19 protein-coding genes are annotated in these 19,548 nt (G+C 59.0%); 16 read left to right on the forward strand and 3 right to left on the reverse strand.

The annotated features are described in order from the left end of the window. Window positions 1–45: 45 nt before the first annotated feature. Both FO013_RS03085 and thpD read left to right on the forward strand, forming a co-directional pair. Window positions 46–1,902: an acyl-CoA dehydrogenase family protein gene (locus FO013_RS03085; protein WP_260847960.1), complete on the forward strand. Its 1,857-nt coding sequence runs from the start codon at window positions 46–48 to the stop codon at window positions 1,900–1,902. Between the two features lie 137 nt (window positions 1,903–2,039). Continuing rightward, complete coding sequence (gene thpD / locus FO013_RS03090; RefSeq protein ID WP_143921115.1) at window positions 2,040–2,945, forward strand: ectoine hydroxylase; 906 nt, start codon at window positions 2,040–2,042, stop codon at window positions 2,943–2,945. Between the two features lie 61 nt (window positions 2,946–3,006). Here the strand turns inward: thpD and FO013_RS03095 are convergent, their stop codons facing one another. Further along, window positions 3,007–3,264, reverse strand: coding sequence for a hypothetical protein (locus FO013_RS03095; protein ID WP_143921116.1), 258 nt, complete (start codon window positions 3,262–3,264; stop codon window positions 3,007–3,009). 216 nt (window positions 3,265–3,480) lie between these two features. Between FO013_RS03095 and FO013_RS03100 the strand changes: the two genes are divergently transcribed. Next, a complete protein-coding gene (locus tag FO013_RS03100) occupies window positions 3,481–3,663 on the forward strand; it encodes a hypothetical protein (protein WP_143921117.1) in 183 nt (60 codons plus the stop codon). 150 nt (window positions 3,664–3,813) lie between these two features. Here the strand turns inward: FO013_RS03100 and FO013_RS03105 are convergent, their stop codons facing one another. Continuing rightward, on the reverse strand, window positions 3,814–4,743 hold the full coding sequence (locus FO013_RS03105) for a LysR family transcriptional regulator (protein ID WP_143921118.1): 930 nt from the start codon (window positions 4,741–4,743) through the stop codon (window positions 3,814–3,816). A 126-nt stretch (window positions 4,744–4,869) separates the two neighbouring features. Between FO013_RS03105 and FO013_RS03110 the strand changes: the two genes are divergently transcribed. From FO013_RS03110 to FO013_RS03125, 4 genes are all read left to right on the forward strand, one after another. Continuing rightward, window positions 4,870–5,889: an MBL fold metallo-hydrolase gene (locus FO013_RS03110; RefSeq protein WP_260847961.1), complete on the forward strand. Its 1,020-nt coding sequence runs from the start codon at window positions 4,870–4,872 to the stop codon at window positions 5,887–5,889. Window positions 5,890–5,896: 7 nt separating this feature from the next. Beyond that, entirely contained in the window at window positions 5,897–7,276 is a 1,380-nt protein-coding gene (locus FO013_RS03115) for an MFS transporter (RefSeq protein WP_143921120.1), read from the forward strand. Window positions 7,277–7,689: 413 nt separating this feature from the next. Next, window positions 7,690–8,193, forward strand: coding sequence for a DUF805 domain-containing protein (locus tag FO013_RS03120; RefSeq protein ID WP_260847963.1), 504 nt, complete (start codon window positions 7,690–7,692; stop codon window positions 8,191–8,193). A gap of 68 nt (window positions 8,194–8,261) precedes the next feature. Further along, window positions 8,262–8,768 (forward strand): DUF3237 domain-containing protein, encoded by a 507-nt coding sequence (locus FO013_RS03125; protein ID WP_143921121.1) that lies wholly within the window; start codon window positions 8,262–8,264, stop codon window positions 8,766–8,768. 59 nt (window positions 8,769–8,827) lie between these two features. Here the strand turns inward: FO013_RS03125 and FO013_RS03130 are convergent, their stop codons facing one another. After that, window positions 8,828–10,174 (reverse strand): MFS transporter, encoded by a 1,347-nt coding sequence (locus tag FO013_RS03130; RefSeq protein WP_143921122.1) that lies wholly within the window; start codon window positions 10,172–10,174, stop codon window positions 8,828–8,830. Window positions 10,175–10,455: 281 nt separating this feature from the next. Between FO013_RS03130 and FO013_RS03135 the strand changes: the two genes are divergently transcribed. The 9 genes from FO013_RS03135 (at window position 10,456) to FO013_RS03175 (ending at window position 19,543) form a co-directional block, all read left to right on the forward strand. Further along, window positions 10,456–11,307, forward strand: coding sequence for a methylenetetrahydrofolate reductase (locus FO013_RS03135; protein ID WP_143921123.1), 852 nt, complete (start codon window positions 10,456–10,458; stop codon window positions 11,305–11,307). A gap of 44 nt (window positions 11,308–11,351) precedes the next feature. Then, a complete protein-coding gene (ligM, locus tag FO013_RS03140; protein WP_143921124.1) occupies window positions 11,352–12,755 on the forward strand; it encodes a vanillate/3-O-methylgallate O-demethylase in 1,404 nt (467 codons plus the stop codon). Window positions 12,756–12,825: 70 nt separating this feature from the next. Then, window positions 12,826–13,428, forward strand: a complete 603-nt coding sequence (locus tag FO013_RS03145) for a PadR family transcriptional regulator (RefSeq protein ID WP_143921125.1) — start codon at window positions 12,826–12,828, stop codon at window positions 13,426–13,428. 312 nt (window positions 13,429–13,740) lie between these two features. Beyond that, window positions 13,741–14,298, forward strand: a complete 558-nt coding sequence (locus tag FO013_RS03150) for a helix-turn-helix domain-containing protein (RefSeq protein ID WP_186292974.1) — start codon at window positions 13,741–13,743, stop codon at window positions 14,296–14,298. 7 nt (window positions 14,299–14,305) lie between these two features. Beyond that, window positions 14,306–15,418, forward strand: a complete 1,113-nt coding sequence (locus FO013_RS03155) for an ABC transporter substrate-binding protein (RefSeq protein ID WP_143921127.1) — start codon at window positions 14,306–14,308, stop codon at window positions 15,416–15,418. Between the two features lie 24 nt (window positions 15,419–15,442). After that, on the forward strand, window positions 15,443–16,285 hold the full coding sequence (locus FO013_RS03160) for an ABC transporter permease (RefSeq protein ID WP_143921128.1): 843 nt from the start codon (window positions 15,443–15,445) through the stop codon (window positions 16,283–16,285). Next, on the forward strand, window positions 16,282–17,067 hold the full coding sequence (locus tag FO013_RS03165) for an ABC transporter permease (RefSeq protein WP_260847964.1): 786 nt from the start codon (window positions 16,282–16,284) through the stop codon (window positions 17,065–17,067). The genes FO013_RS03160 and FO013_RS03165 overlap by 4 nt, the downstream gene beginning before the upstream one ends. Then, on the forward strand, window positions 17,064–18,167 hold the full coding sequence (locus FO013_RS03170) for an ABC transporter ATP-binding protein (protein WP_143921129.1): 1,104 nt from the start codon (window positions 17,064–17,066) through the stop codon (window positions 18,165–18,167). The genes FO013_RS03165 and FO013_RS03170 overlap by 4 nt, the downstream gene beginning before the upstream one ends. After that, window positions 18,164–19,543 (forward strand): NAD(P)/FAD-dependent oxidoreductase, encoded by a 1,380-nt coding sequence (locus FO013_RS03175; protein WP_143921130.1) that lies wholly within the window; start codon window positions 18,164–18,166, stop codon window positions 19,541–19,543. The genes FO013_RS03170 and FO013_RS03175 overlap by 4 nt, the downstream gene beginning before the upstream one ends. Window positions 19,544–19,548 lie beyond the last annotated feature (5 nt).

The raw sequence follows: 19,548 nt of genomic DNA on the forward strand, positions 1-19,548 counted from the left end.
CGAATTTCTCTCTGCTTAACGATCAATTAGTTTAGACTGAGTTTCGTGAATGATCAGAACCTGGACAATGCTGTCCCACCTGCCTCCACCGACTCCCTGCTGTCGTCAGCAGACATCGAGTTCCTCCTCTACGACTGGCTGCGCGTCGACGAGCTCTGTGAGCGTGAACGATTTGCCGGGCACTCCCGTGAAACCTTCGACTCGGTACTGGCTGCCAGTGAGGAACTGGCAAAGGAGCACTTCGCACCGCATGCGAGGAAGTCCGATCTCAACGAACCGACCTTCGACGGTGAGAGCGTCACCCTCATCCCCGAGATCAAGACCGCACTGGACCGATTCGCCGACGTCGGCTTGCTCTCGGCGACCATGGACGAGAAGGTCGGTGGCATCCAGCTGCCCCAGACCGTGGCCACGGCCTGCTTCACCTGGTTCCAATCGGCCAATATCGCGACATCGAGCTACCCGATGCTGACCATGGCCAATGCGAGCCTGCTGCTCGAATACGGGACACAGGAGCAGATTGAGACCTTCGTCTTCCCCGAGATCGAGGGCCGGTTCTTCGGCACCATGTGCCTGTCCGAGCCCGAAATCGGCTCCTCACTCGGCGACGTCACCACACGAGCCGTTCCCGACCCAGATGGCACCGAAGCCAGCTACCGGGTGCACGGGACGAAGATGTGGATCTCCGGCGGCGACCACGAACTGTCCGAGAACATCGTTCACCTCGTCCTCGCCCGGGCCGACGGCGACGGGCCTGGAACCAAGGGGCTCAGCCTCTTCATCGTCCCCAAGCACCTCGTCAACGACGACGGCAGCCTCGGGCAGCGCAATGACGTCGTGCTCTCAGGCCTCAACCACAAGATGGGCTGGCGCGGGACCACGAACACGCTGCTCAACTTCGGGGAGGGCACGCACACACCACACGGTTCATCCGGTGCTATCGGCTACCTCGTCGGGGAGCGCGGCAAGGGCCTGTCCTACATGTTCCACATGATGAACTCGGCGCGCATCGGCGTCGGCGCCGGAGCCGTCGCACTCGGCTACCACGGTTACCTCGACGCACTGCGCTACGCCCGTGACCGTCGCCAGGGTCGCTCAGACGATGGTCGCGGCAAAGATTCCCCGCAGGTGCCGATCATCGAACACGCCGATGTCCGCCGCATGCTCCTGTCCTCGAAGAGCTACGTCGAAGGAGGCCTCGGCCTCATCCTCTACGCTGCCATGCTCCTCGACGAATCCGATACCGCAGACACCGAGGCCGACCGCGCACGCGCAGCCCTCCTCCTCGACGTGCTCACCCCGATCGTGAAGACCTGGCCAAGCGTGTGGGGTCTGAAAGCCAATGACCACGCGATTCAGGTCCTCGGCGGGGCCGGCTATACCCGCGACCACGCCGTCGAGCAGCTCTTCCGCGACAATCGACTCAACCCGATCCACGAAGGCACGCACGGCATCCAGGCCAAGGATCTCCTGGGCCGTAAAGTCATCATGCGTGGGGGAGAAGGGCTCACAGTGCTTCTGACGGAGATGAGATCCATCCTCGCCGAGGCGGGCGCTTCGGCCTCGTGGAAGGCCGAATCCGCCGCGTTGGGGGAAGCCATCGACCGCATCGAGACCGCTACCGCCGCCGTGTGGAAGTCCGGTGATCCCGTTCATGCGCTGGAGAATGCGTGGACCTACCTCGAAGCGGTCGGGCACACGGTCATCGCCTGGATCTGGCTGCAACAGGGCATGGCCGCCGAGGCCGCCGCGCACTCGCGTGGTGACTCGAGGCTGCTGAGTGGCAAGATCGCTGCCGCCCGATACTTCTTCGTACACGAACTGCCGCAGACCGGACCCTGGTTCGACCTCGTGGAAAGCGGCCCGTCGACGTTCACGAGCCTGGACGACAGGTGCCTGTGAAGAGGTGAAGCTGCTCCGATTTTCACCGAGAGCATCCCCTTGTTACGGTGGCGGAACAAGCGGAATGGTCCTGTCGTTCCCCTCAGAATCAGTTCCGGAGCGACGAGGCTTCCGCACTATCCGAGGAAGGAAGCACGATGACAGTACTCTCACCGTCGACAACCACGGATCTCTACCCCACTCGCACCGGGGAGACCACTGAAGTCCTTGACCGCAGAGGTCCGATCATCTTCGGCTCGGCCGAGCAGGGCCCCCTCGATGCGAAGTCGCTGCAGCACTACGACGATAAGGGCTATCTCACGATCGACGAGCTCATCACCCCTGAAGAACTCGAGGCGTTCCGGGCCGAGCTGCACCGCCTCGCCAACGACCCGAAGGTCAAGGACGATGACGCCACTATCGTCGAGGCGAAGTCCAACGAAGTCAGATCGATCTTCGACATCCACCGCAGCAATGAGATCTTTCGCAAGATCGCCAATGATCCCCGGGTCATCGCCCGCGCGGAGCAGCTGCTGGGTTCCGAGGTCTACATCCACCAGAGCCGCATCAACTACAAGCCCGGGTTCGTCGGCAAGGAGTTCTCCTGGCACTCCGACTTCGAAACCTGGCACGCTGAGGACGGCATGCCCGAGCCACGTGCAGTGAGCCTGTCATTGTCGCTGACTGACAACTACTCGTTCAACGGGCCGCTGATGATCATGCCCGGTTCGCACCAGCGCTACATCAGCTGTGTCGGCGGCACCCCGGAGGACAATTACAAGAAGTCACTGGTCATGCAGGGTGCAGGCACTCCCGATCCGCAGACGCTGACTGACTTCGCCGATGACTACGGCATCGATGTTCTTGAGGGACCTGCCGGTGGTGCGGTGATGTTCGACTCCAACTGCATGCACGCCTCGAACGGCAACGTCACGCCGTATTCGAGGTCGAACATCTTCATCGTCTACAACTCGGTGGAGAACACGTGTGTCGCACCGTTCGCCGCATCGAAGCCGCGGCCGGAGTTCGCTGGCAGCACGGACTTCACTCCGGCTGGTTCCTAAGAGGTGAAGCCCGGCACCTGGACGAACAGGTGCCGGGCTTCGTGCTTGGTTCGTGTGAGTGTCAGCCGTTTGAGTCGTGGGAGTCCGCTTCCGGATCGATCTTCGACTCGTCGACCGCTTCGTGCGAGCCGTCCGGGTTGCGGTAGAGCTTCACGCCTTCCTGTTCGGCGGCAGCCTGGGCCTCGTCTTCACGATTCTCTTCGACATATCCAGGAGTGGATCCGTAGGAGACGTTCGGACCGACGGCCTTCGAAGCCACCTCTTCGAGCTTCTCGTTGATCTTCTCGATCTTGTTCTGCTGATCTTGATCATTATTCATGTCTCAACACCTCGCTTTGGTCAGATCGTACGTGGCCCTCATGGTACTCCGGGAGCGCCGAGACAGCGGGAGACTGATGCAGTCCGCGCCGTCATCGTGGGGAATGTGACCTCAACGGATCATGTAAATCATGGTCTTGCAGTATCGCAAAGGTGATTGAGCGCGCATGATGGTGATATCAGCTTCAAGCACTGAATTCCGAGGGGAGGTGCAGCCATGTCGGAGAACCACCAGCCGGAGAACGGGCAGGACGAGTCCTCAACCTCCCCCGCCGAGGCGACCGACGGTTCCGCTGAAAGGTCAGAATCCGCGCAGATCCGTCACGACCACGAAGACAAGATGGTCGATGAATGGGAAGACGAATCATTCCCCGCCAGTGACCCGCCGGGACATTACTGACCGGGTCGGTCCGGGAGACGGGGCCGTCCGGAGGGCAGAACGAAATGATCAGTGCACTGCCCCGACAGATCGAGACATCGGTTTGTCGGGGCAGTGCACTGTGTTGTGTGGTTGGGACTCGCTGTTTGAAATGGCTGAGTTCTGTTCCCCTCATGCCGTCCATCGTGAAGGATCGGTATCCTCAGCGACTTGGCTGAGCACGTCCAGCGCGGTGGCCACCTTCTTCGACACTCGCGCCTCGGCCATCGTCACTGCCACAATCGTGTTCGAGAATTCAGGGTTCGTCACAGGCAAATATCTCACGCGCATGCCCTGAAACGACCGGATCTCTGGGTGGGGGACAGCATTGGCCAGTGAGAACCCGAGGCCCCAAGCCACCATTGACCGAATTGTTTCCGCGTTCGGCAGGAGCCATCTGACCTTCGGCTCGTGCCCCAAGCCTCTGATCTGCCCGATGAGTAGATCTGCGGTTGGTGGCGAGTCGAGGAGAATTAGCGGGTCGTCGATGAGTTCGGCGATTTCGACTCCGCTGCGATCCGCCAAAGGATGATCCGCTGCAACTACTGCGTGTAGCTGTACCTCGGACAATGGGTGCTTTTGGAGTCCCTCGATCTGAACCTGCTTGCGATACATCACAGCCAGATCTATCTCACCCCTAAGGATCATCTGCTGAATGGTGGTCGGGTGGGCTTCGACGAAGCTGACATCAATCTTGGGAAATCGGCGGCCGAAATTTGAGGCAGTTCCAGGAAGCATCCGCGGAGCCGCAGTCGGGATGCAGCCGATGCGCAATGGCCCATGCAGGACGGCAGAGTCTTCGCTTACCGAATCTACAGCTTCAGTGACTGTGGCCAGAATCGACTTGGCGCGAATTCCGAACTCCCTGCCGGCGCTTGTCGGTCGGGCACGTCTCGCTGGCCCGCGGGCAACAAGTGTTACGTCCAACTGCTTCTCCAGTTGGCTGAGTGCTGCCGACATTGTCGCCTGAGACACGTTGGATGCGGCGGCCGCAGCGCTGAGGGAACCTTGGTCAAGGATGGCGAGAAAGTACTCGATTTGTCGGAGGGTAATATCCTTCATCGGTTTTACCTATGTTCTTGGTGACAATAATTTGATTTTCTTTTTGATCTTGTCGCGGAAGACTGAACGGAGTCAACTCATCTATGCAATGAAGCACGAGGCATTCTCACAATGAACAGTTCCACAATGAAAGTCATCACCCTGGGTACCGCGGGGGGACCGCGATGGTGGAAGGGTGATCTCAAAGACCGCGCTGGCATCTCCACCGCGGTTGTCGTTGGAGACCGGTTCTATCTCATTGACGCCGGACATGGAGTCGGGCGTAGGGTCCGGCAAGCTGGATTGGATCTCGGAGATCTAGGCGGAGTGTTCATCACCCACTTGCATTCGGACCATACAATCGACCTGCCCTCTCTCGTCGTATTCGGAATGCACGAACTTCAGCAACGAGTCGACACTCCTGTCCCGCTCGTCGGGCCGGGGCAGCGCGGAGCGCTCCCTCCAATCTCCACGCGAGCGAAGTCCACGCCCAAACCAGTTGCTCCTACTAATCCGACTCCTGGAGTCGCCAGCATGTTCAAGAGCATCGTTGAGGCCTTTGCCACCGATATCAATGATCGGGTCCTCGATTCTCTTCGACCGTCGCCAGAGCTGCTATTCGACCCACGCGAAATTGAGATACCCGAGGATTCCGGTTATCACCCGAATGATCATCCGACGCCCGATATGGAACCTTTCGTCATCTTCACAGATGACCTGGTGACCGTCTCGGCAATCCTGGTTGAGCACCCGCCCATTGCGCCGGCCTTCGCGTTCCGCTTCGACAGCGAATACGGTTCAGTGACCGTTTCGGGTGACACCTGTGAAACGGCAAACATGGTGCGTTTGGCTCGAGAGACCGATCTGCTTCTGCACGAAGCTATTGACTTCAGCTGGGTGGAAGACAAATACAGCCACCGCACCGATGACGAAGGAATAGCGTCGCGCGACCACCACTACAAGTCACATACTTCAGTCGATGGTGCGATCCGGATCGCAGACGAAGCCGGAGCGCGAACTTTGGCACTGCACCACCTGGTACCCGGTTCTGCGGACGAGTCCGTCTGGTCTCGAGGGAGCGAACAGTTCCCTGGGACGTTCCTCGTCCCGGAGGACCTCGACTCTTTGTCTATTTCAACACCAACACGCGCGACACTCAGGAGCTGAACGCACAATGACGAACAACAATGACGTTGTCGATTCCGAAGGTCTGCAGACTTCGCTTAAGACTCCAGAGATGCGACGAATCCTGGCATCGAGTTTCGTTGGGTCTGCAATCGAGTTCTACGATTTCATTCTCTACGCCACAGCGTCGTCGATAGTCTTCGCACAGCTCTTCTTTGCCGGATTGGGTCCAGGGCTCTCGCTCTTTGCTTCCTTCAGTACTCTTGCGGCAGGCTATCTGGCCCGACCGCTCGGAGGCATAATCTTTGGGCACTTCGGCGACCGTGTGGGTCGCAAGAAAGCACTCATCGTATCAATGGTGATGATGGGGGTGGTCACAGTCGTTATCGGGCTCATGCCACCGACCGAATCGATCGGAATGATCGCACCGATATCCCTTTTCATCCTTCGGATCGTCCAAGGAGTCGCGGTCGGCGGAGAATGGGGAGGAGCGGCCCTTATGGCGTTGGAGCATGCACCGAAGAATCGCCGAGGTCTGGCCGCGGCATTCGCCAATGCCGGTGGTCCGGCAGGTGCCATCCTGGCGACCCTCGTCCTTTCTCTGACAGCTACGTTGACAGGAGATGGATTCGCGACTTGGGGTTGGCGACTGCCGTTCCTCTTGTCTGCTGTGCTCATCGTTGTCGGTCTCGTGATTCGTCTCAAAGTGAGTGAGACTCCAGCGTTTCAGCGACTCGAGTCGGAAAGCGACGAGCGGAAGGTCCCGTTGCTTACAGTCTTTGCCAGCTACAAGCGACAAGTACTCGTCGCACTGATGGCTACGATGACCATCTATGTCACGCAGGGACTGACTACAGTCTGGGGCGTTTCGGTCGCAGTGGCGGCTGGTGAGGACAAGTCAGAGGTCCTCAATTGGAAGGCGCTCGGAGCGTTGACCACTCTGATCGTCACCTTTCTGGTCGCTCGGCTCAGTGATCGAATCGGTCGCAAGCTGACCCTGATCGGGGCGCATATTGTGGCGGCCGCGTTAGCACTGCCGGTCGTGCTGCTCATCGTCAGCGGGGAAGTCCACCAGTACGCGATCGCGATCATCCTTGGAAATGGCCTCGTTCAGGGCTTGTGCTACGGACCGATCGCAGCCTACGTCTCGGAGCTATTTCCACCACAGGTCAGATACTCAGGTGCGTCCGTCGGATACCAACTGGCTGCTGCATTGGGCGCCGGCCTCTCTCCGATGGTCGCCTCGGCGCTCATCCTCGTTCCTGGCGCCGGCCCGTATCTGATCGCTGCAGCTTGGGCGTTGATTGCGCTTCTCGGCGCAGTCGCAGTATTCATGAGCCGTTCCTACTCAGAGGGAGGGGCCTCTCAGACAGAACCTGCGATTGGAGGCGTTCAGAAAATCAAAGGAAATCAGCGAACTGCAGTGTGAAGTCTCCTGTAGTGCAGCACAAAGTCCGATCTCTCAACTGCTCACCCGTCTCCCGAAGACCTCATTGATCTCCGGGAGACGGGTGGGGTGCACAACTGGCAGGTGACTTCATTCCAAGAACTGAGAGAGCCCCTACCGTGAGACGTCGGACCGGACAGGCAGAATGCCGGGGAACGCCGACCTTCTGCTGTCGCCCCCTACAGCAGAATGGAGGTCTGCAGGGATCGACATACACTTTTCAGAAATGGTCGACGAAGGGGAAGACGAACCATTCCGGCTGGTGTTTCACCGGGACACGACTGATCAGTTCATGATTGAGATGAACAACGTACTTTCGGGGAGGGCAGGGAAGTCGGGTTGGCCGCGTCAGTCCACTGCAGATCACACTAATCGTGTCCGAGTAGTCTGATTGCATGACCCACGACCCCATGCTCACGAATAGCCCGAGCACGCAGGATGAGAACACTGGCAGGGCGACCACGGGCAACACCGACGCGCCGATTCTGGGGGCAGCGCCGGGTGCCGCAGTGGGGCGCTACTTCCGCAAGTACGCTGTCTTCTCAGGGCGAGCCAGTCGCAGTGAGTACTGGTGGATCGCGCTGCTCAGTCTTATCATCTACGGTGTCGGCGGAGCCCTCGCCGGTGTGATCCAAGTCGCAACCGCTGGAACGAACGCCTACGGCGACGTCAGCGACGAAACCACGTTCGGTGCGGGACTGATCAGCTCACTGCTGTTCCTGTATTTCCTTTCGACCATCCTTCCCAACATCGGTCTCGGCGTGCGCAGACTCCACGACGTGAGTCTGAGCGGATGGGTCATACTCATCGGCATCGTGCCCTTCTTCGGTTCGCTCATTCTCTTCGTCCTCTCGTTGCTGTCGAGCAACCCTTCCGGACAGCGATTCGACCGACGTTGAGCGCGGACGACACGACCCCGATCGCTAAAGGGCAGCCTCGGCGGTGACCACAGAAAGGAAGCAGGACATTGCCACAAGCACCAGGTCCTCAAAGCACCGGAATCGCAAGCGGGATCAGCCCACCGGAATTGTCCTACTTGGCCACCATCGACGTTGATGTGGACGCACCGATCACCATCGGAACCACGGTCGACGGGCTGCGCAAGGTCGTCCCGATCCGCGGTGGAAAGGTCTCGGGCGCGGGCTTCAACGGAGAGGTGCTCGACGCCGGTGCCGACTTCCAGCAATACCCGAGCGAGACCGTGTCCTACTTGGCCGCCGACTACGTATTGAAAACCGACGACGGGCACCACATCCTCGTCGAGAATCGAGCATTGCGCACCGGCAGCAGCAGTGATCTGAACAAGCTGATGAACGGCGAACAGATTGATCCCGAGCGAATCTATTTCCGCTGCGTACCGCGATTGAGCGCCGACCAGTCCGGCCCATATGCCTGGCTCAGCGACGTCCTGTTCATCGGCTCCGGAGTACGCAGCCCCACCGGCGTGCGAATCGACATCTTCCAGGTCCACTGACGCCTGCCACTCCGCTGGCACCAACCAGCGCCACAGGCATCTGGTCTATGACCTGACCATCACACTCCTGCAGGTTCTCTGACGTCCGGGCGACGGTTGGCCTCAACGTCGACTCCGCGCATGCCCAGAAGCACGACTGCAGCCAGCAGAAGCACCACGCCGACGAAGACATAGATCGCCTGCGGAGTCCATCCGCCGTCGAGCATCGCACCGGTGGCCGTCGGGGCGATGATCGCGCCGAAGCGACCGATCCCGATTCCCCAACCCACACCGGTCGAACGCAGTGAAGACGAGTAGGACTGCGGGGTGAGAACGTAGAGGCCGGCAATGCAGCCGTTGCTGAACATGCCGACCAGGACGCCGACGATGACGACCAGAACGATCCACTGCGCGGTGAAGATGAACACCGCCATCAGAATCGCGGCCAGCACTGAGAAGCATGTCAGCACCGACCGGGTCGACCAGCGGGAGGTGAACAGACCGAAGACGACAGAGCCGATGGCCCCGCCCAAGGTCAGTCCGACTGTGACGATCATTGACAGGGTGTCGGTGAGCCCGGTTTCGTGCATGAGGCGCGGGGTCCAAGAGTTGACGAAGTAGAAGCCGAACATCACGATGAAGAACGTAGCCCAGACGACGAATGTGACCCGGCGGTTGCGACGGTTGAACAGAGCCAGGACACCTGAGTCGCTCGTGGCGTTCTCCTCGGCGATGGTCGTGGCAGAGAGATCGACCGTGTCGGTGAAGCCCAGCTTCCGGGCAATGTCGTCGAGCTTCTTCTGCGCGTTCGCCGGTTTCCGGGTGTAGAGATAGGACGGCGACTCGGGGACCAGCAGCAGGACGAGAAGGAGGGACACCGTGGCGAGGCATCCGCCGAGGACGAAGACCGAGCGCCAGCCTGAGGTGGCGATGAGCGAGACCATCACCGATCCGCCGAGTGCTGCACCGATGCCGTAGCCGGCGGTGTAGATGCTGATGACCAGGCCGCGGCGCTTGCGGGAGGCGTACTCCGCGCAGATGACATTCGTGCCCACCAGAATGCCGCCGACACCCAGTCCCGTGACGACGCGCCAGATACCCAGCTGAGCCGCCGAGGTGGCGGTGGCGGAGAGGAAGAGACCGCAGATATTGACGATGAGAGCCACAATCGTCATGTTCCGTCGCCCGATCCGGTCCGCAACCGGGCCCAGGACCAGGGCGCCGATCGCCATGCCGAGCAGCGCCGCACTCATCACCAGTCCGAGCGCCGTCCCCGAGAGGGAGAACTCCTCGCTGACCTGGTTCGAGGAGAAGGAGATGGCAAGGACGTCATAGCCGTCCAGAGCGTTGAGGAAGGTGCAGATGCCGACGATCAGCCATTGATAGGCCGACATTCGAGAGGTGTTGAGTCGTTCGCGCAGGTCCACCGCATACTCCGATTCTGAGGTGAGATAAGCACCCGCATCATTGCGAGATACCTATGATGATAGGGAAAGCGTGACGCTCAGCACATTATCAGTGGCTTCAGGCTCGGGCAATGCCTGTGCTTTGCTGAGTGTGCCCATTGCACCCAAGTGTGACCAGTCGAGGAGTCAGCAGCGGGAGACGGGTTGCCTATGGGAGACCATTTACCTATGGACATAGGTAAATACCTATGCGTATAGTGATTTCAAGAACCCACCGCAGTGTTCACGAAAGGACTCACCACGTGGAGGCAACGACCACTACCAAGGTGCTGGACGACTTCTCCTTGGAGATGACCGGCAAAGACGTTCCCAGCCTGCAGCAGGCTGCTCATGCGATTCCGCAGGGAACGCGCGTGAATGTCACGTTCCTCGGCAACGAGAATCTGCAGATGCGTGTCGAGGCTGCCAAAGAAGTCCTCGACCTCGGGTTCGTTCCCGTTCCTCATATCTCGGCCCGCAGGCTGAAGTCAGAGACTGAGCTGTGTGAGTTCCTCGAGGCTCTGCAGCAGGCCGGAGCCAGCGAGCATGTCTTCGTCGTCGGGGGAGACCCGGCGACCCCCGAGGGCCCCTATTCCGATTCGCTCTCGGTCATTCGCACCGGCATCCTGCAGAGCTACGGAGTGACTGAGGTGGGAATCGCGGGTTACCCCGAGGGCCACCCGGACATCAACACTGAGGCACTTTGGGAACACATGGAGGCCAAGTGCACTTCCCTGGCAGAACAGGGGCTTGGCCAAGTCGTCCTCACCCAGTTCGCTTTCGATGCCGAGGCGGTCGTGGCGTGGGTCCATGAAGTGCGCAGCCACGGCATCGAGGCTGACCTTCGCATCGGCACCCCCGGTCCCGCAGGCATCAAGCGACTCCTGGGCTATGCCCGCCGCTTCGGTGTGGGCACCAGTGCGGGTATCGCGAAGAAGTACGGGTTCTCCCTGACGAATCTGATCGGCACTGCCGGACCGGAGCGATTCCTCAAGGATATGACCTCTTACGAATCCATCACCTCGGCGTCGTCAGGGGTCAAGGCCCACTTCTACACCTTCGGCGGACTCGCAGCCACAGCCGAATGGGTCCAAGACTTCACCGCACAGGCCTGAACACCAGGCACACACAGAGATAAGAACAGAGAGGTTCATCGACCATGACCGACAATCTCCAGCAGATCCTCGATTCGACCAATGCCGTCGACCATCTGCGCAATTCGCAGATCGGCTCGTACATCTATCCGGTCGTCCCCGCTGACTTCACCAACTGGATCAAGGAACAGAAGGCATGGCGTGAGACCGCCGTCCTCTACGATCAGTCGCACCATATGGACAACGTGTTCCTCAAGGGCCCCGATGCCATCAAGCTGATCTCCGACACCGCGATCAACTCGGTCGCCAAGTTCGCCGTGAACAAGGCCAAGCAGTACGTGCCCACCACCGAATCCGGCCACGTCATCGGCGACGGCATCCTCTTCCACGAGGCCGAAGACGAGTACGTGTACGTGGGACGCTCACCTGCGTCGAACTGGCTGCTCTACCATGGTGAGACCGGCGGCTATTCGAACCTCGACATCGAGGTCGACCGCAGGTCCCCATCACGGCCATACGGTCATGCCGTCAGCCGCCGCTACTACCGCTTCCAGATCCAGGGCCCCAATGCTTGGGCGATCATCGAAAAGCTCAACGGCGGCGAGCTGGAGAAGCTGAAATTCTTCAACATGTCGACCATGACCATTGCAGGCAAGCAGGTCCGCACCCTGCGCCACGGCATGGCCGGTGCCCCCGGCCTCGAGATCTGGGGACCCTACGAGGACCACGACGCGATCCGAGATGCCATCGTCGAGGCGGGTGTCGAGTTCGGTCTGCTGCCGGTCGGTGCGCGGGCCTACCCGTCAAACACGCTGGAGTCGGGCTGGATCCCCTCGCCGCTGCCGGCCATCTACTCCGGAGAGGCCGAACGCGGTTACCGCGAATGGCTCGGCGCCGACAGCTACGAAGCCACCGGCACACTGGCCGGATCGTTCGTCTCTGACAACATTGAGGACTATTACCTGACCCCATGGGAGCTCGGCTACGGGTCGTTCGTGAAGTTCGACCACGACTTCATCGGCCGCAGTACCTTGGAAGCCATGGATCCGGCAGCCCAGCGCAAGAAGGTGACTCTGGCCTGGGATGCCGATGATCTGGGTGAAGTGCTGGCCTCCCCGCTCAACGTCGATGGACCGAATTACAAGTACTTCGATCTGCCCTTGGCCAACTACGGTTCGGCGAACTATGACTCGGTCGTCGATGCCGATGGCAATGTCGTCGGCTTCTCGATGTTCACCGGATACTCGGCCAATGAGCGCCGAGGTCTGTCCTTGGCCACGGTCAATCCCGACGTCCCCGAGGGAGCTGAGCTCAAGGTCGTCTGGGGCGAGCCCGACGGCGGTACATCGAAGGCATCGGTGGAGAAGCACGAGCAGACAGAAGTCGGCGTCGTCGTGAGCCCCGTTCCGTATTCGACAGTTGCACGTCAGACCTACCGTGGCGGATGGCGAACCGGCCAAGACGCCTGAGAGTTGTAGTCTGAGGGGGTTCGGGCAGCAGGCCTGGACCCCCTCGCTGATTCACAGAATAGGAACCACGATGAGTCTCCGAAGCGCTCTCCTGGCGTTGCTGCGCATCGGCCCGATGTCCGGCTACGAGCTGCAGAAGCAGTTCTCCCAATCCGTCGGTCATGTGTGGCATGCCCCGGATTCGCAGATCTATCCCGAGTTGCGGAAGATGGCGAAAGAAGAGCTCATCATCGCTGAGGAGCAGACTCGCGGATCTGCTGGAATGCGCCGTGTCTATCATGTCACCGAGGCGGGGGAGCAAGTCTTCATCGAATGGATGCACAGTCCGTTGAAGTACCAGCGCACGCGCGATGCCGCTCACTTGAGGGCCGCATACCTCGAGTCGGCTGACCAGGCCGCCGTCTTTACGTTCCTCAGTGAGCACATAGCTCACTGGACGAGAGAGCTCAAAGTCTGGGAGGACGAGATCGCCACCATCGAAGCTCTCGAATCTCCAATGCTCAATCGTCGTCTGGCAGTCACATCTGATGAAGACCGTGAAGTCACCATCGCGTATAAGAAGTTCGCCTACGAAGGCCTGGCCGCCCGAGCCCGCAGCGAGATCGAATGGGCCCAGCGAGGTCTGAAGCTCAGCAAAAGGCTCGAACGAAAGAACGCACAGACCGCACAATAGAGCGCTGGGGCTTTCCTGCGAGACGATTCCAGCGCACTTCATGCGGACAGTCGTCAGTGCATCCGCGGTCCAGAATCCAGATCACAGCGGCGGTCATCGGTGTGGCCTCGTTAGTTGCGTCTTACGGCGACTGACTTCTCGAGCAGGCGCTGGTCGGGTTAAGTGTGATTGTGAGCTAGGTCAAAAAATAAAGTGCCACTCTTGTAAAAATGTGATCTGTTTCATACTATTGTCATACTTCGAAGGAGAAGAGGGCAAATGGCTCAGAGTGCTTCACTGTCACCAGAATCCGTCAAAAAGAGTGAGCCATACATGTCAGGAAATGACGCGTCTCAGGCCCTTGCGGAATCCATCAAGAAGCTGCGCACATCGCAGAAGATGACTCAGAGGGGGCTTGCTTCAAGAGCGCAACTGAGCACCTCATTCATCAGCCAGCTCGAGCGAGGAAACACAGATGTCACCTTCAGCACGCTGACACGATTATGTGCGGCTCTCGGCACGACAATCGGCCATCTGTTCCCGGCAGACCAGCCGAATGGCCGAATAGTACGATTCGACGAATATAGGCACCTGGACTACAACGGGGTCGACAAGTACGTCCTCACCCGTGAAGAGATGGCAGACGTCGATGTCTGCCTGTTCGACTTTCCACCGGGGTCAAGCACCGGCACACGAGTCCCTCCAGGGGTCGATCGCACCGAACTGTGGATCTGCCTGACAGAGTACCTCGGCATCGACATCGGCTCAGATGTTCACTTCCTCAAAGCCGGTGACAGTCTTGACTTCGCTTCCGATCGAACGAACACGGTCTACAACCCAGGCCCGAATTCAAGCAGAGCTCTCTTAGTGATCAAGAATCATAAGAAATAGAGGAATCATGATGAAACGATATTCTGCAATTGCTGCGGCACTGATATTGCCATTTGCCCTCACCGCATGCATGCAAGGGGGAGAGAGCACCAGCGAACTCAACGCAGACGATTTCAAGGACCCGGTTGCCGGTGAAGTCGCCGAAGGGTCGTTGGACGGTACGACGATGACGTTTGTCTCCTGGGGCGGAGGGTTCCAAGATGGTCAGACTAAGGCCTTCTCTGAACCGTTTGCCAAACAGTCCGGGGCAGAAGTGCTTTCGGATGGCCCTACAGATGCCGCTAAGCTCAAAGCTCAGGTCGATTCCGGCAATGTCTCCTGGGACGCAATCAACGCAAGCCCCACGCAGAATGCCGCGAATTGCGGCACTTTGTTCGAGAAGCTGGATCTCTCGCTCATCGATACCAGCAAGATCCCCGAAGGTACCCCGCAGGGCGACTGCTACCTCCCATCCCTGGTCTACGTCTATGGAATGTTCTATGACGCGGACAAATACGGCGACAATCCTCCCACCGGGTGGAAAGACTTCTTCGATACGGACAAGTTCCCCGGCACACGAGCCGTTGAAGGCCGACCGTCGGCTACCGCTGGAACATTCGAAGCAGCGCTGTTGGCTGATGGTGTGAAGCCGGATGACCTGTTTCCCCTCGACACCAAACGGTCATTGAAGAAATGGGACACTATCAAGAAGGACGTCAAATACTGGCAGACAGGTGCTGAGCAGACTCAGATGGCCCAGGCCGGCGAAGCCGATATGATCTTCGGCTGGAGTGGCCGGATCTATGAGGCCAATCAAAACGGTTCCAACTTCAAACCAGTCTGGGATCAGGGATTCCTTGCCAGCGATACCTTCTCGATTGCCAAAGACTCGCCGAACAAGATCGCTGCACATGCCTACATCAACTACGCGTTGGGAGCGAAGCAACAGGCAGAAATGGCGGAGGCGACCAGCTATTCGCCTGTCAACGTGGATTCCAAACCGAAATTTGAAGGCGAAGCCAAGGAATTCAATGTAACGCGGCCCGAAGTGCTCGACGTGACGCTCCCACAGAATGCCGATTACTGGGGAGAGAACCAGGAGGAGCTTTACGCCGCGTGGGGAGATTGGCTCAACAAATGAGTGGTTTCGTGAAGGTGTTCTCTCATGAGTACTAAGCAATCGCGAACAGCAGTGCTGGCATGGCCAGCACTGCTGTTGGTGGCGCTCGGCTTCATCGTCCCTGTCGCAATCATCTTGGTGATGAGTGTGACGGACCCGGAGCCGGGCACCCAGAACTTCGAGTGGTTGGCCACGAACTCGACCGCTCACGATATCCTGTGGCGAACGATCTACATTGCGGTGTTGGCAACCCTGATCACCGCAGTGTTGGCCTACCCGTTCGCTTATCTGATGGCAACCAGTTCGACCTTGGTCCGCTCGATTCTCATGGTGGTGGTCCTGCTGCCATTCTGGACCTCGATGATGGTCCGGGCATTTGCGTGGATCATCATCCTCCAGAAGAACGGACTGCTCAATACGGTCGTCGGCGCTTTCGGCATCGATCCTCTGACCGTTCTGGGCACGAATACTGCTGTGCTCATCGGCATGTGCCAGATACTCATGCCGTTTATGGTCCTGCCGATGGTGTCTGTCATGGTCGGGATCGACTCCCGATTGCCCTTGGCAGCACGCATCATGGGGGCTCCGAAGTGGAAAGCATTCCTTCAGGTTTATTTTCCGCTGTCCCTGCCCGGGGTTTTCGCTGGGTCGTTGATCGTTTTCATCCTGTCGTTGGGCTTCTACGTCACACCGGCACTTCTGGGTTCACCGAGGCAGCAGCTCATTCCCAATGCTCTGTTCACACAGGTGCTTGAGCTGCTCTCGTGGGGCAGGGGAGGCGCATTGGCAGTTGCCACGCTGGTCATGGTCGGAGCAGTCTTCCTGCTTCTCTTCCTTGTAGCCAAGGTGATGGGCATCAAGATCGGAAAGATCGGGGGCGGGCTGTGAATAAATCACGCGTAACGCTATGGGCCGCATGCGTCTTCATCGGGCTGTGGCTTGTTGCTCCGACGCTCATCGTCATCCCGATGAGCTTCAATGAACAGCGATCGCTGGCGTTCCCTCCCAAGGGCTTCTCGTTGCGATGGTTCGAGAACTTCTTCAGCGACGCACAGTGGCTCGGAGGTTTCCTCAACTCTGTGCAGATTGCGCTACTGACAGCTGTCTTGGCAACAGTGCTGGGAACACTGGCTGCCTACGGCTTGTCCAAGGTCAAGGGCATCAGGGCATCATTCGGCCGCAACGTCCTCGTCATACCGATGATCATTCCGTCCGTCATCTTCGGCGTCGGACTCTACAGCCTGTTCCTCAGACTCGGTCTGGTCGGAACGCTGCCTGGATTCCTCATCGCCCATACCGCACTGGCCGTCCCCTACGTTGTCGTGACGGTGGGGTCGACGCTGGCTGCATATAACGTGTCTCTCGAAAGAGCAGCTTGGGTCTGCGGAGCCAATAAGTTCCGCGCATTCATCGGCGTCACCGTTCCCATGCTGATGCCGGGCATTCTCTCCGGAGCATTCTTCGCATTCATCACCTCCTTCGATGAAGTGGTGGTGTCGATGTTCATCTCAAGCCCGTACCTGCAGACACTGCCCGTCACGATGTTCGCCGGGATGCAGCGTGAGGTCGATCCGACGATTGCCGCCGCGGCGACTCTCATCATGATCACTACGACCGCTGCCGCTATCGGCGGAATCCTGTCTCAACATCTCAAGAGGAAACGCACATGAGCACACAAGTCATCGGTGCAGCACTGAGTCTTCGCGACATCAGCAAACGATTCGGATCCGTCACTGCTGCTGCGGACGTCAACCTCGACGTCGAGCCGGGAGAGTTCATCTCCCTGCTGGGGCCCAGCGGTTCCGGTAAGACAACGACGCTCAACATGATCGCAGGGTTCGAAGAGCCCAGCGGCGGTCGAATCATGATCAACGAGAAAGACATCACCGATATCCCCATCCATCGCCGCAACATCGGCATGGTGTTCCAGGGATATGCCCTGTTCCCGCATATGACAGTGGAGAAGAACGTCGAATACCCGCTCAAACAGCATGGGTTCGACAAGGCCGAGAGGAAGCGAGCCACCGACGAGGCTCTGTCAAAGGTCTCCCTCGAGAAGTACCGTGCTCGGATGCCGGCACAGCTGTCCGGAGGTCAGCAGCAGCGAGTGGCACTTGCGCGTGCGATCGCTTATAGGCCGCCACTGCTGCTGATGGATGAGCCGTTGAGCGCACTGGACAAGGCGTTGCGTGAAGGGCTGCAGACAGAGATTCGTCGCATTCACCGAGATCTGGGCACCACGGTCGTCTATGTCACTCACGATCAAGATGAAGCGATGGCACTGTCCGACCGTATCGTGGTGTTCAATGAGGGGCGGATTCAACAGATCGGAACACCCAACGAGCTGTACAAGAACCCGAGCAATGAATTCGTTTCGCAGTTCCTCGGCGAATCAATCCATCTCGACGGATTGATCGAAGAGCAGGGAAGCGGCCACGAGTTCGTCAGAGATGACTTCCACTTGCCCACCGAGGTCGATCATCGTGGTCCGGCGCAGTTGATGATCCGACCCGAAAGCGTCGAGCTCATCAGCGCTTCGAGCGCTGAACAGTCAGGTCCGACCGTGGAAGCAGAGATTCTTGACAGGGTCTACGTCGGACATTCGGTGAAATACATGGTCTCCTGCCGAGGTGGGGGAGGCGTTGTCCGATCGCGGGCGACCGACGTCGATGACTTCGCCATCGGTCAGGAAGTGCTCTTGACCTGGGAAGCTGATCGATCTCGCATCCTGCCACTGGCCACCTCGGCGAAGAACGGGGAAGAATCATGAAGAACGGACATCTGTCCCACTGGCTCGACTCCACCAGGGACCTCAGTCGAACTCGGCAGCGGATCGAAGGATCCACTCAAGCGGACGTGGTCATCATCGGCGGCGGATATACAGGACTATGGACCGCCTATTGGACCAAGAAGCAGGATCCGTCACTCGATATCGTTGTGTTGGAGAAGGAATTCGTGGGATACGGAGCCTCCGGACGAAACGGCGGTTGGATCAGCGGAAAGACTGTCGGCCTGCGCCGAAATCTCATGTCTGAATCGGTCAGTGCAGAACAGGTCTTAGAGATCGAGCGCACGTGCCACCAAGCCGTCTTTGAGATCGACGATCTGATGGCCGCCGCAGGCAAAGACATCGACGCGCACAGAGGCGGTTGGATGCAGATCGCTCGCAGTGACAGCGAATTTGCCCGGTTGCGGAGCCATGTCGAAGAAGACCGGAGCTGGGGGTTGACCGAAGATGAAATCGCTCTGCTGAGTGCGGAAGAGACCTACGACAGAATCCATGTGCCGGGAGTGCAGGGTGCCGTCTACAGCCCCTATTCGGTCAAATGCAATCCGGCGAAATTGGTGTACGCACTCGCGGAACTATGTGAAGATCTCGGTGTCAGAATCTATGAGAATTCTCCAGTAGAGGAGTTCTCCGATGGCGATTGTCAGACCACTCGTGGACACGTGCGTGGGTCAGTGGTCGTTCTGGCGACCGAGGGATACACCTCGGCGCTGCCAGGCAGGAAACGGGACCAGTTGCCGATGGTGTCGTCGATGGTTGTCACTGAGCAGATTCCTGAGTCGCAATGGGAATCCATCGGCTGGTCGGGCTACGAATGTTTGAGCGGCGCACAGCACATCTACTTCTATGCCCAGCGAACTGCCGACAATAGGATCGCTATCGGCGGGCGCGGAGTGCCATATTTCTGGGGATCGCGATTCGATACGAGCGGGGAGCTCGACCCAGGGACCACATCTCAATTGGGAGAGATCCTGCAAGGACTGTTCCCGACTGTGCCCATCAAACTTGCCCACTCGTGGCGAGGGGTTTTGGGAGTTCCTCGTGACTGGTCGCCCTTCATCGACTATTCCAAGTCGAATCGACTGGTTCGTGTCGGAGGCTACGCCGGGCAGGGGGTGACGGCCTCCTACGTAGCCGGACGCACGGTGGCAGGACTCATCTCCGAGCAGGATTCTTCGCTGACAGGGTCGGCGTGGGTCCGGAACATGCCGCGTAAATGGGAGGCTGAACCATTGCGCTGGATCGGCTCGCGATCTGTGCAGATGATGTACAAGGCGGCAGACACGATCGAGCATCGAAGGGGAGGTGCGGACACATCTGTGTTCGGTCGCCTGGCCACTAAGATCTCGGGACGATAGGACGG

The sequence above is a fragment of the Brevibacterium aurantiacum genome, assembly GCF_007558825.1.
Lineage (GTDB): Bacteria > Actinomycetota > Actinomycetes > Actinomycetales > Brevibacteriaceae > Brevibacterium > Brevibacterium aurantiacum_A.

Excerpts from the sequence above, each read along its gene's own strand:
- thpD (WP_143921115.1), top strand. The coding sequence starts at position 2,040 with ATGACAGTACTCTCACCGTCGACAACCACGGATCTCTACCCCACTCGC.
- FO013_RS03095 (WP_143921116.1), bottom strand. The coding sequence starts at position 3,264 with ATGAATAATGATCAAGATCAGCAGAACAAGATCGAGAAGATCAACGAG.
- FO013_RS03100 (WP_143921117.1), top strand. The coding sequence starts at position 3,481 with ATGTCGGAGAACCACCAGCCGGAGAACGGGCAGGACGAGTCCTCAACC.
- FO013_RS03105 (WP_143921118.1), bottom strand. The coding sequence starts at position 4,743 with ATGAAGGATATTACCCTCCGACAAATCGAGTACTTTCTCGCCATCCTT.
- FO013_RS03110 (WP_260847961.1), top strand. The coding sequence starts at position 4,870 with ATGAAAGTCATCACCCTGGGTACCGCGGGGGGACCGCGATGGTGGAAG.
- FO013_RS03115 (WP_143921120.1), top strand. The coding sequence starts at position 5,897 with ATGACGAACAACAATGACGTTGTCGATTCCGAAGGTCTGCAGACTTCG.
- FO013_RS03120 (WP_260847963.1), top strand. The coding sequence starts at position 7,690 with ATGACCCACGACCCCATGCTCACGAATAGCCCGAGCACGCAGGATGAG.
- ligM (WP_143921124.1), top strand. The coding sequence starts at position 11,352 with ATGACCGACAATCTCCAGCAGATCCTCGATTCGACCAATGCCGTCGAC.
- FO013_RS03145 (WP_143921125.1), top strand. The coding sequence starts at position 12,826 with ATGAGTCTCCGAAGCGCTCTCCTGGCGTTGCTGCGCATCGGCCCGATG.
- FO013_RS03150 (WP_186292974.1), top strand. The coding sequence starts at position 13,741 with ATGTCAGGAAATGACGCGTCTCAGGCCCTTGCGGAATCCATCAAGAAG.
- FO013_RS03155 (WP_143921127.1), top strand. The coding sequence starts at position 14,306 with ATGATGAAACGATATTCTGCAATTGCTGCGGCACTGATATTGCCATTT.
- FO013_RS03160 (WP_143921128.1), top strand. The coding sequence starts at position 15,443 with ATGAGTACTAAGCAATCGCGAACAGCAGTGCTGGCATGGCCAGCACTG.
- FO013_RS03170 (WP_143921129.1), top strand. The coding sequence starts at position 17,064 with ATGAGCACACAAGTCATCGGTGCAGCACTGAGTCTTCGCGACATCAGC.
- FO013_RS03175 (WP_143921130.1), top strand. The coding sequence starts at position 18,164 with ATGAAGAACGGACATCTGTCCCACTGGCTCGACTCCACCAGGGACCTC.